Here is a 12,197-nt window from a genome sequence, read left to right on the forward strand (position 1 = left end):
TGCCCCGGCAGGTTGACTAACCCCCTGCCCGGTACTCTATGGACTCAACAACTACGTACGCGACGTTTCACCTTACCCGGCCGGGCTGGCTGCGGTTAAGTGGGTTGCTCTATTGCACATTGATTATGTCAGTTCGGTTACTGGCTCAGAACGGGGCGGTAACCACGACGCAGAGTTTTTCCTATACCGGTCAGATCGTGACTTGGCAGGTACCTTTGGGTGTAACCTCATTGACTATAACCGCCCGAGGAGGAGAAGGCGGTTACGGGCCTTCTCAATTTGGCAATCCTACAATTTACTCGGCGGGTAAAGGAGCTTTTATCGCCGGTGTTATTCCCGTGAACGCTGGACAAACCCTTAAAATCTTGGTGGGTCAAAAAAGCCCTAACCGCAACGGGGGCGGGGGCGGGCGGCTCCTTTGTTACTACTGACGCAAACGAGCCCCTTATTATCGCGGGCGGTGGGGGCGGTAGTGGGACCAGTAACGATCTCGCCACTAAAGATGGTCAGGCCGGTCGCACAGGTGGAGCCAATGGGGGAAGCAGTGGTCAGGGTGGACCCGCCGTCAATGGAGCCGCTGCCGGGGGTGGGGGGCTGTTAACCGACGGAGGCAGTAGTAATCGAAACGGGGTCTCAGAAACATCTCAGGGTGGCAAAGCTTTCATTAATGGAGGAGCTGGCTCAACCAACAATGATATTTTTGGTCTGGGCGGTTTTGGGGGCGGTGGTAGCGGTACGGGCACAGGCTCTGGCGGGGGTGGGGGTGGCTACTCCGGTGGTGGTGGTGGTGGTGGTTCCTACAACGCTGGCACGAATCAAACCAATACTGCGGGTGTGAATACGGGGAACGGTCTGGTCGTCATCAGCTATACACCACCACCACCTACCATTACTAACTTTACCGTTGGCCCCGCTTCCGCCTGCGTAGGGGATGCCATCACGGCTAGCTTCACCGTTGGTAACGTCTCGGGTAGCTACTCCTACACGCTGACCGAGACCAACTCGGGGGATACCTACCGGTTAACCACGTCAGATAACCCGGCGGCTATTCGCTTCGCATACGATTCCCCTGGGGTGCGAAATTATTCGCTACGAGTGGTCAGCAACGGTCAGCAGGCTACAGCCGGCCCCAGAACGGTGACCATCAATGCCCTGCCTACCCAGTACAACGTGACCGGTGGCGGCTCCTACTGCGCTAATGCTACGGGACAAGCGGTGGGTCTGTCAGGATCACAGAGTGGGGTCAGCTACCAACTCCTACAAAGCGGCACGCCCCTGGGCAGCCCCCTGCCGGGTACGGGTAGTGCCCTGACCTTTGGCCCTCAACCCGCCGGCACCTATACGGTGCGGGCAACCAACACGAGTACGTCCTGCCAGCAGACGATGACAGGGTCGGCGGTGATCACCGCTACCCAACCCCCTACGGCCACCCTGGGCAATGACGGCCCGATCACCTGTACCAAACCCAGTGTGACCCTGACGGCGGGCGGGGGCGGCAGCTACGTCTTTAGTGCGGGGGCTACCCAAGTGAACGGCGGCAACACGGCCCGCGTCACTCAGGCGGGTACCTACACTGTGACGGTGAGTGCCAACGGCTGCTCGTCCTTCACCACCACCACGGTACAGAGCAATACCACCGCTCCCAGTGTAAGCATCAATCCCGCCAATCAGACCCTCTGCCAGGGGCAAACGGCGACCTTCACGGCCTCAGGGGCTGACGCCTACACCTGGAACACGGGGGCTACTACGGCTAGCATCAGCGTCGTGGCCAACGAATCCACTAGTTACTCGGTGCGGGGAACATCTGCTGGCAACGGTTGCTCGGCTACCGCCAGCGCCCAGCTAACGGTCAATGCCCAGCCGGTAGCCACCCTGACGGCTTCCCCCTCGCCGGTGCTCAGTTGTACCCAGACCAGCCTGACGCTCACGGCGGGGGGCGGCACCAGCTACAGCTTCAGCGGACCGGGTATTGTCAGTCAGGGCAGTAACCAGGCCGTGGTGAATGCACCGGGAACCTACTCGGTGACGGTGACTAGTGCGGGCTGCACCAGCACGACGAGTATCGCCATCAGCCAGGACAACACGACTCCCGCGGCTAGCTTAGCCAGCAGTGGTACGCTCAGTTGTTCATTGACCAGCGTCACGCTGACGGCCAGTCCCGGCGGGCAGGCGTATCGGTTCAGCCCGGGGGCATCGCAGCTGGGCACCACCAACCAGGCCACCGTTACCACGGCGGGTGTGTACTCGGTGACAGTACTGGCGGGCAACGGTTGCACTAGTGTCGCCAGCACCACCGTCACCGGTGACCAAAGCGTGCCCCCGGTCAGCATTGATCCGGCCAGTGCCACCCTGACCTGCGCGAGTCCAACCGCCACGCTGAGGGCGATAGGCACCGGCTCTTTCCGCTGGAACACGGGAGCACAAACGGCCACCATCCCGGTGACCACGGCCGGCATCTACTCGGTGACGCTGACGGGCAGCAATGGCTGCCTGGCCACGGCCAGCGCCCTGGTGAGCAGCGATCAGACGCCCCCTTCGGTATCAATCAGTCCTGCCAGCGGTACGCTCACCTGTGGCAATCCAAGCCTAACCCTAACGGCAAACACCAGTGCGCCTAGCCTGCGCTGGAGCAACGGAGCGACCACGCCCAGTATCACGGTGAGCACCGCGGGCACCTATTCGGTGACGGCCACGGGGGCCAACGGCTGCTCGGCCACCAGTAGCCCGGTTCTGATCGAATCAAACCAGACGACGCCCCCCGCTACGCTGGTCGCCAGCAGCGAGCTGAGCTGTAGGGTCACCAGTGTGACCTTGACGGCCAACCCGGGCAACGACCTGAGCTACCGTTTTAGCAGCGGGGCCACCCAGCTAGGAACAAGCAACGCAGCCATGGTGAACCTGGCGGGTACCTACTCGGTAACGGTGACCAATACCGCTACGGGGTGCACCAGCACCGCCAGCGTGGTGGTGGGGCAGGACAATAGCCAGCCCACCCTGAGCATCGACCCCGCCACGGCCACGCTGACCTGCGCTGCCCCCCGGGTGCTGCTAACGGCCAACTCGTCGGCCAGTAGCCTGACCTGGAGCACGGGCCAGACCACCACCAGCATCTCGGTGAGCGTGGCGGGTACCTACTCGGTGACGGCAACGAGTGCCAACGGCTGTGTGGCCATGGCTATGGCCACGGTGAGCGGCACCACCACGGCCCCCTCGGCGCCCACCCTGTCGGCTAGCCCCGCCCCGACGACCACCAACCAGCCCGTTACCGTCACAGCTGGTGGCTGCCCGGGCGGAGTGATCAACTGGACGGCCCTAGGCGGAACGGGACAAGCCAACGGCAACACCTACACCCTGGCCCAGCCGGGTAACTATACCCTCTCGGCCACCTGTACCCTGAACGGCTGCACCAGCAGCTCGTCCACCCCGCTGAGCGTGCAGATCCGGCCCGGGGGCTTTGCCATCACGGGGGTGAGTATGGTCAACTGCCAGCTGACCAATCCCGCCCGGGGCGAGTACCAGGTGCAGTTCACCCCCCAGTATACGGGCCAGACCAGTAGTCCCATTACCTTTTCGGTGGTCAACGAGCTGGCCCCCACGACGGTCCCGGCCCCCTACTCGCTACGCTTGTACACCGATAACTCAGTGATCACCCTGGTGGCGACTCAGGCGGGGAACGGGGAGGCCCGCTTCGCCTACAACTGGCTGGCTTCCTGCCAGAGCGGCACCAGCCCCAACCAGCCCCCCACCACCACGGGTATTCCTAATCAGACCCTGGTGCAGGGCCAGGGCTATCAGTTAGCGTTGACGAGTTATTTCTCGGACCCCGACGGCCAGCAGCTAAGCTTTCAGACTTCGGGCTTGCCCGCGGGCTTAGGGCTAACGGGCTCGGTGATCAGCGGGACACCTTCTCAGACCGGCGTGAGCACCGTCACTGTGACGGCGCTGGATCCGGGTGGTCTGCAGGTTGGCACCAGCTTTCAATTAACGGTGAGTCCCATGCCGGTGACCCCGCCGACGGGTTTTGCCATCGTGGGTGTCTCGACGGTGAGCTGTCAGGTGCTCAGTGCGGGCGAGCGTCGGCTGAGTTTCACCCCCCAGTACGGGGGGGTGAGTGGGGCGCCCATCAGCTTCTCGGTGGTTAACGAACTGGCCCCCACCACGAATCCGGGTCCCTACAGCCTAAGGCTGTACACCGACAATCCGAGCATTACGCTCAGCGCCCAACAGGGGACAGCGGTGAGCACGTTCCGCTACAACTGGCTAGCCGGGTGCAACCCAGCGGCTCGAGTGGGTAGTGGCGAAGCGGGGAATCGCTTGCAGGTTCGGGTACTGGGCAATCCGGTGGAAGGAAGCACGGCCGAGGTTGAGATCAGCGGGGCCAGCGGCCAACCCCTACAGCTCGATGTGGTGGATATGCAGGGCAAGTCAGTGACCGGGCAGCGGATTGATCAGGCGAGCAGCCTGGAACGGGTGCGTTTGCCCTTGGGTGCTAGCAGCGGGGTACTGCTTTTGCGGGTCAGCACGCCTGGCCAGCATCAGCAGCTCAAGCTGGTGCGGCCCTAGCGACAGGAAGATCAGGTTATAGTTTAGTCAAGCCCGCATCGTCACTGATTCGGGCTTGACTGTTTGGTTTGGCCATTGGTCGCCGCGGCAGAAAGTCACTTCGCGCACCAAGGACGCTGGGTTGCCCATCTTTTTAAACGCCCATATCAAGAACACGAAAATTCTTCTTGTCTCAAGTGAGAGCCTAATTAGCTATTGCGCTCAAGTGCTAGTTTGACTGTTTGTTCGGTATTCGGTGGGAGACTGGGCCTTTTTTTTACGAAACAGCCTCGAAAAATAAAAAAGCGATTCAAATCCACATTGATACGCTATTTCGGATACAGATAAGTCCGTTTCAACGAGTAGTTGGCTTGCCTTCTCAATTTTTAAATTCAACTGATAATGCCCCGGCGCTACGTCCATTACCTCCTTGAAGACCTTTCTGAGCCACACGTAGCTGACGCTCATTTCCTTGGCTAACAACTCGAAGTCAATTGGTTTATTCCAGGCCCCCTGGATGTGATAGCGTACCTGGTGCACAAGCTGTTCTTTCCGGTTGCGACCTACGTCCTTTAGCAGAGCCGATGAATAAACCAAACCCAGCAGTTGAATGACCTGACAGGTAGCAATCTGCCGGTAGGCAATGCCTTCGTGTTTAAGCGTATCAATGAGCCGGGTAAACACGTTAATCAGCTCAGCCCGAAAACCAATACGCATCATAGGCTGCTGCGGATCGAAGCACTCTTGGCGCATTAAGTATTCAGCATAATGCCCCCGGTAGCCCACCCAAAACTCTTCCCAGCCCGTATCCGGCGAGGGTTTGAATCGGTGCCATAAACCCGGATACAGGAGAAGTGCCATCCCCCCTTCAACCAGCGTGGGCGGTATCAGTTGAGACTCAAATACGCCCTGTCCATTGGCGATGTACACAAGCTGAAACTCATTTAACGTTCGCCCCTCCGCCCAGTCGAAGTAGTATTGATTCGGGTGATTTTGGTCAGGATAATTCTTTCGGGCCTGATGAACATTATGGCCCACGGTCAAAATATCAACTCCCCAGCTGGGCGTTTGCGTAGCCAGACTAGTCAATTGGTCGTCATCAAAGTATTTCCGGTAACTGCTCATATCAAAATAGCCAAATAATGAATCAAAATTGCTATTGAAAGGGGGATTGGTAGAGTTTTACTTTTGTGGAGAATTATGCAATTAAGTAGTATGCATCTAAAGTAATACTATTTCGTATTCTTTAATACAGGTCGATTGCTTTTCCCTGAAATCAAAATGGGCTTGTCTTTTTTGATACGCTGTACCAATAGCACAAATAGAGCTAACGGGCTATAAATAGACTTAGCTAACGCTGACTTATTGACCTTCCCTTACCAAAAGATGAAAAAGAATGATCTGATTTTTACCGCTGCTGTGGTACTCGTTTTCGCCCACTCGTTTGGCCAACCCGGTCCAGTAAAGCCCCGCCAAATGGCGTATTCAACGGGGAAATCTACATTGCCCCGGACAGGTGAACAGGCTCAGCTTCGAGCCGGTATGCTTGCCAGTGATATAGCCATCACCGGTAAGGTAACCGACGAAAAAGGAGCTGACTTACCAGGGGTAAGTGTTATTATTAAGGGAGCCACCCAAGGAACAACGACCGATGGAACCGGCAGCTTCCGAATCAGTATACCCGATCCGTCAACGATTCTAGTGTTCAGCTTCGTCGGCTATGCCAAACAGGAGGTGACCGTAGGTAACAAGACTACTCTCACTATAACCCTCTCACCCAACGATCAGACGCTAAATGAAGTCGTGGTGGTGGGCTATGGTTCGCAGCGCAGACAGGATATTACCTCGGCGGTGTCGGTCATCAATCTGCGGGATGTGGGCGAACAACCCGCTAGTAATCCAAACCAGGTTCTCCAGGGCCGGGCGCCGGGGGTTGCCGTCAAACAAACCAGTGGTACCCCAGGGGGTGAATTTCAGGTGCGGGTACGGGGCATCGGCTCCCTGGGGGCGGGTAGTGATCCGCTCTACGTCATTGATGGTTTTGTGGTGGGTACCTCGGTCGGGCAGAACCTGAATCCCAATGATATCGAGAGTGTTTCGGTATTGAAAGATGCTGCGTCAACGGCTATTTACGGGGCCCGGGGCTCGAACGGCGTTGTTTTAATTACGACCAAACAAGCCAAAGATGGCAAAGTAGCCGTTAATTTGGCCCTGGATTATGGTATTCAAACACTGCCCCGGTCGCGCCGGACGCCCATGCTGAATGGGGTTGATTTTGCGCAGTTTAAAAAAGAAATTTTTGAGGATCAAATCCGAATTCTCCAAAAGCGTGAGCCAACCCTTGATGAGGTGCCGATCGGCTACCGATACCCGGCTCAGACGCCCTACTCCACCAACTGGTTCGACCTGATTCTGCACGAGAATGCGCCCTACTCAGATGTTAACCTGACGGCATCGTCAGGAACGGGTCCCCTCAAAGCACTTGTATCAGTGGGTTATTATAAGGAAGATGGCGTCATCAAGAACACTAACTACGACCGGATATCGGTTCGCTCAAATCTGGGTGGACAGGTATCAAAGAGCATCAATATTGGCCTGAACATTAATGGTACGTACACGCGTCAGAATCTGGCCAATACCACGGGACGTGGCTCGGTCGTAGGTAGTGCGCTCTTGATGGATCCCCGGGCTACCCCCTACAATGCGGATGGTTCGCTAGTGCCTTACATTACGGGTGTAGATGGCGTTTTTGGTTTTCCTAATCCACTCTACGTACTAGAAAATGTACTGCGTCGACGCACGGTTGCGGATCTGCTAACCAACGGCTTTGTGGAGTTTTCCTTCCTGCGAGATTTCAAGTTCAAAACGTCCGCCAACGTTAAGCTAACCAACAATACGTATAAGGAATACATTCCCTCCACCATTGGTCTGGCCGTTACGCCCGGCTCTTCAGGAGCCCCGCCCCGCAATGCTACTGAAACAGATATAACGGAAGAGCTGACCAACTATTCGCTTGATCAGCTCCTGACCTACAAGCCGCAGCTACCGGCCAACCAAAGCCTGGATGTATTAGTGGGCTATACGGCTCAGCAGGAGCGGGTCCGGGGACTGACCGGCACTGGTACGACCTATCCCGACGACCTGGTTCCCTTTTTGGGGTCGGCTTCCATCCGGTCGGCCTCCTCCTCCGAATACGGCTGGTCATTACTTGCTTTTTTGGGCCGTATCAATTACGCTTATAAAGATAAATACCTGTTTTCGGCCTCGTACCGACGAGAGGGCAGTTCGCGCTTTGGTGCTCAAAACAAGTACGGTGACTTTCCGGCCGTTTCGGCGGGCTGGCGCATCAGTGACGAACCGTTTATGCCCAAAACGACCTGGTTGAACGATCTTAAGTTGCGCGCTAGCTGGGGAGTCACGGGGAATAATGCGATTGGTAACTACCCGAGTTTGGCGTTCGTGAGCCCCAGTAATTACATCTTGGGCAACACGTTCTCCCCCGGTAAACTTGTCAGCTCCTTTGCCAACCAGGATCTGAAGTGGGAAAAGTCGAATCAGCTCGATATAGGTCTGGACGTAGCCTTGTTTAACAGTAAGCTTGTCTTTACGCTGGAATACTATCGTAAAATTACCAACGACATGCTCCTGCCGGTGTCGATCCCGTCCGTGTCGGGCTTTACGACCAGCCTGGATAACATTGGCAAAGTCGAGAACCACGGATTTGAAATTGGGGGCGAGTTTCGCACCAATCTCGGTCCGGTAAATTTGCGCACCAACGCCAACCTGAGCCTCAATCGAAACAAAATTCTGGCGATTAAGGGAACCAATGACGCCCTGTATTACGGGGAGTTCTATTCGGGCTACAGCGTTCAGAAAGTCGGTCGTCCGGTTGGCATGATTTACGGCTACCGAAAACTGGGCATCTTCAACACCCAGGCGGAGATTGATGCTGCGCCAAAACAGGACGGTGTCATTCCCGGCGGGATGCGCTTTGACGATACGAACGGCGATGGCGTGATTACCTACGATACGCAGGATATGGTTGAGATTGGTAACCCCAACCCGGCCTTTACCTGGGCCTGGACGATAGCGGCTGACTACAAAAAATTTGACCTGAACATCTTGTTCCTGGGTGCTCAAAACTTTGACATCTACCGCAATATTGAATCGGCGACGATGAACATGGATGGTGTATTCAACGTGCAGACCAAAGCTAAAGATCGGTGGCGGTCGGCCGAGAATCCCGGACAAAATCCCACTGATGTGCACGCGCAGGGTGGAACCAGCTACTTTAAATGGTCGCGTGAGAGCAGCAATCGCTACGTGTACGATGCCAGTTATACCTGGCTCAAAACCATTACTATCGGGTATACGCTGCCTAAGCTTACCTCGGTATTCAGCAACGCAAGGGTGTTTGTTACGGGTAACAACTTGTTTCTATTCACTAAGTACCCCGGCAACAATCCCGAAGTAAGCACCCGCAGCACCACTGAGCCCAACATCGACGACGAGGCTTATCCGATCCCCCGAACCATTGCCACCGGCATTAAACTTAACTTCTAAGGCTGATGAACCCTAAATTTCTGCTCCTAACACTCCTGGTCCTAAGTCAGTTTTCGTGCCGGGAGGACTTTTTAACGACCACTGATCCCACCCGAATTGGTACGGATGTTTTTTACCAAAACGAAGTGCAGTTTCAACAGGCGCTAAGTGGTGTGTACAGCCAATTACAGACGATTACCAACTCGGCGTACATTTTTCAGGAATTTCCATCCGACAACACTACGCTGGACATCAACCCCCTCGACCGGGGCGATGCGGTTCGTTGGGAAGCGTTCGAGTTTTCGACGGTCAACCCCGGCAACACGGAAATTGCCAACTTGTGGAACCAGTACTATTCAGCGCTCTACAATACGAACTATACGTTGGAGAAACTAGCTGCCAGTACGCTCGGATCGGCGGTAAAAGCACCTATCGAAGGGCAACTGAAATTTCTTCGGGCGTACTTTTATTTTCATCTGGTGCAGTATTTCGGCGATGTCGTACTGGTCACCTCAACCCTGGAGCGCCCAAGTCAGGCCTTTGATTTGGTTCGTTCCCCGCAGGCTGCCGTTTGGGTGCAGATCGAAAAAGACCTCGGCGAATCGGTTCCGCAACTACCCAGCTCGTATCCATCGGCCCAACTAGGACGCATCACTAAGGGGGCCGCGCTAAGTCTGCTGGGCAAGGTGTACCTGACCCAGAGAAAATACAGCGATGCTTTAGCGACGTTGAAACAGGTGACTGGTTATACGCTCAATCCCGTTTACGCTGACAATTTCAACCCCGCCAGGAAGAACGGCCCTGAGTCCATCTTTGAAGTACAGTACCAGGGTGGCAATGATCTGGGCGAGTGGAGCAATTTTGCGTACGTTTTTGCTCCACGCGCGTCGGCGGGTGCCATCACGGGTTTTGCCAGTACACCGCCCGGCGGCCGAAATATTCCTACCAACGACTTGATTGCTGCCTACGAAGCGGGAGATTCGCGCCGGGATGTGTCATTAAAAACAAGCTATACCCTAAACGGCGTGGTGGTTAATCTCCCCTATATCATCAAATACACCCATCCTCATACCATCAGCGGTCGTACAGACGACAACTGGCCTGTTCTTCGCTTCGCCGATGTGCTGTTGATGCTGGCCGAAACGATTAATGAATTAGCAGGTCCCACTACGGATGCGTATGGGTACCTGAATCAGGTTCGAAAACGGGCGGGCCTGAAGGAAGTTTCCGGTCTGGATAAAACCGCTTTTAGAGCAGCCGTTCTCAACGAGCGTCGGATCGAATTAGCGTTCGAAAACCATCGCTGGTTTGATCTTAAACGCACCATGACGCCCGCCGAATGGGCGGCTTTCATGAATGCGTACGGCACTAAAGAAAAAGCCAACCCAACTGTGTCGCGGAACGGCGTATCGTTTACGGCGCAGGATTACGTCTACAGTTCGTATGAATATTATCTGCCAATTCCAGCGCCCCAGATTCTGATCAACGACAAGCTGACCCAAAATGCTGGGTACTAATGATAATGAGCTAACCTACCAACATGTACGCTTATTTAAGAAATATGAAGTTATTCCGAGGTATACCCTGCCTAGTTTTATTTTTCTTTTTGGCGTCGATCAGCCGCCAGCTAGTGACTGCGCAACCCGTAACGCCCGTTTCCCTACGAAATTTTACGGAAACAGGGAAACAGGTTACCCGGTTCGATGCCGTGGGTGACGCTATTGACGCGCACGATGGTGAGATCGCGTACTTCGACGGAACGTATTATCTCTATGGCACCAGCTACGACTGTGGCTTTGAGTGGCAGAACAAACAAGCGCCGTTCTGCGGATTCAAGGTATATGCCTCACCGGACCTGATCAATTGGACTGATCGGGGGTATTTATTCGATGCCAAAACGCCGGTCTGGCAATCCCGCTGCAACGGCAATACGTACGGATGCTTTCGCCCCCATGTGATTTATAACCAGCAGACCAAGCAGTACGTATTGTGGATCAATGTGTATGATAACCGGGTTGGTTTTCGGGTGTTCACTAGTTCGGCTCCGACCGGCCCCTTTACCGAAGTGGCTGAACCGACGCTGGCCGTCAACAGTACATCGCCCGTAGCGGGGCTGAATAATGGCGATCATGACACATTCGTGGACGAAGATGGTACGGCTTATCTGGCCTACACCGACTGGCGGGCCAAGGGCGCGATCGTCATCGAAAAGCTGACAGCTGATTACCTATCGGGCACGGGTCAGCATATCAACGCCGTAACAAAAGACAAGACGGAAGCACCGGGCCTTTTCAAGCGTAGGGGGCTTTATTACATTACCTATTCCGATCCTAATTGTGGGTACTGCTCGGGTACTGGTACAGCCTACCGCACTGCTCGGTCCCCCCTGGGCCCCTGGTCGGAAGGGCGCCGGATCAGCGATAATTCCTGCGGTGGGCAGCCTTCTTTTGTCTCTACTATTAAACTAGGGCGTGATTCACTGTTTTTGTACGGGAGCGATCTGTGGAATAATGCCGCTCGTAATGAAGCGCTCGCCAACTACTACTGGACGCCATTAGAATTTGATGCCGATGGCTCCATCAAACCGATTGACTGTTCAAAAACGCCTGAATTGACCATCCGTAGAGGCTCCACGCCCGAGTTGCGTAGGTCATCTGCTCCAGGTCCTCTTTATTCGATCCGCTGCGCTATAACCGGTACGCATTCGGAACAGCAGGTATTCCAGGCTTCACAAACCGGCCAATTGAAAAGCTTGTCCATTACGGCGTATAAGAGAGATAACCCCAACGCCCCGCTTCTGCTAACTTTATATGCATTGGATGGCGCTGCTTCAGCGGCTACTCCATTGTACAAGGGGACTTTACCGGCAGATATACTTAGTTGGTCCCCCAAGAGCCGATTGGTTCATCCGAATGTACGGGTTCAGGCTGGAAAAGAGTATACCTTGCAAATCAGTTCGACAACGTCGGCGGGTTGCTATGGCCTAGCGTATGCTGAGGGACCATCCCCTACGCCTAAGCAAAATACCCCTTCAGGTGGGCTAGTTGAAAAGCCGTCAGTACGTTTTCAGACAACCATCCAGAAAACGAAGTAGCCTCCTTATTTTTCGTACT

General features: G+C 55.3%; 7 protein-coding genes. 6 read left to right on the plus strand and 1 reads right to left on the minus strand.

The features are described from left to right. The first annotated feature begins 38 nt into the window (after positions 1 to 38). The 3 genes from ACYVAD_RS08170 to ACYVAD_RS08180 all read left to right on the plus strand — a co-directional run bounded on the left by ACYVAD_RS08170 (position 39) and on the right by ACYVAD_RS08180 (position 4,563). Positions 39 to 431 (plus strand): hypothetical protein, encoded by a 393-nt coding sequence (locus ACYVAD_RS08170; RefSeq protein WP_461139004.1) that lies wholly within the window; start codon positions 39 to 41, stop codon positions 429 to 431. A 260-nt stretch (positions 432 to 691) separates the two neighbouring features. Next, positions 692 to 838, plus strand: a complete 147-nt coding sequence (locus ACYVAD_RS08175; RefSeq protein ID WP_461139005.1) for a hypothetical protein — start codon at positions 692 to 694, stop codon at positions 836 to 838. Further along, positions 835 to 4,563, plus strand: coding sequence for a beta strand repeat-containing protein (locus ACYVAD_RS08180; RefSeq protein ID WP_461139006.1), 3,729 nt, complete (start codon positions 835 to 837; stop codon positions 4,561 to 4,563). Before ACYVAD_RS08175 ends, ACYVAD_RS08180 begins: the two co-directional genes overlap by 4 nt. Positions 4,564 to 4,764: 201 nt before the next feature. Here the strand turns inward: ACYVAD_RS08180 and ACYVAD_RS08185 are convergent, their stop codons facing one another. Next, positions 4,765 to 5,667: an AraC family transcriptional regulator gene (locus ACYVAD_RS08185; protein WP_461139007.1), complete on the minus strand. Its 903-nt coding sequence runs from the start codon at positions 5,665 to 5,667 to the stop codon at positions 4,765 to 4,767. Between the two features lie 261 nt (positions 5,668 to 5,928). Here ACYVAD_RS08185 and ACYVAD_RS08190 point away from each other — a divergent pair, with 261 nt between their 5' ends. Genes ACYVAD_RS08190 through ACYVAD_RS08200 form a run of 3 tightly spaced genes read left to right on the plus strand, consistent with a single transcriptional unit; the run spans position 5,929 to position 12,178 of the window. Next, the gene (locus ACYVAD_RS08190) at positions 5,929 to 9,105 is read left to right on the plus strand and encodes a SusC/RagA family TonB-linked outer membrane protein (protein ID WP_461139008.1); all 3,177 of its coding nucleotides are present in this window, start codon (positions 5,929 to 5,931) and stop codon (positions 9,103 to 9,105) included. Positions 9,106 to 9,110: 5 nt separating this feature from the next. Continuing rightward, a complete protein-coding gene (locus ACYVAD_RS08195) occupies positions 9,111 to 10,601 on the plus strand; it encodes a RagB/SusD family nutrient uptake outer membrane protein (protein WP_461139009.1) in 1,491 nt (496 codons plus the stop codon). Between the two features lie 44 nt (positions 10,602 to 10,645). Then, positions 10,646 to 12,178 (plus strand): family 43 glycosylhydrolase, encoded by a 1,533-nt coding sequence (locus tag ACYVAD_RS08200; RefSeq protein ID WP_461139010.1) that lies wholly within the window; start codon positions 10,646 to 10,648, stop codon positions 12,176 to 12,178. The last annotated feature ends 19 nt before the right edge of the window (positions 12,179 to 12,197 follow it).

The organism is Spirosoma pomorum (genome assembly GCF_054776615.1).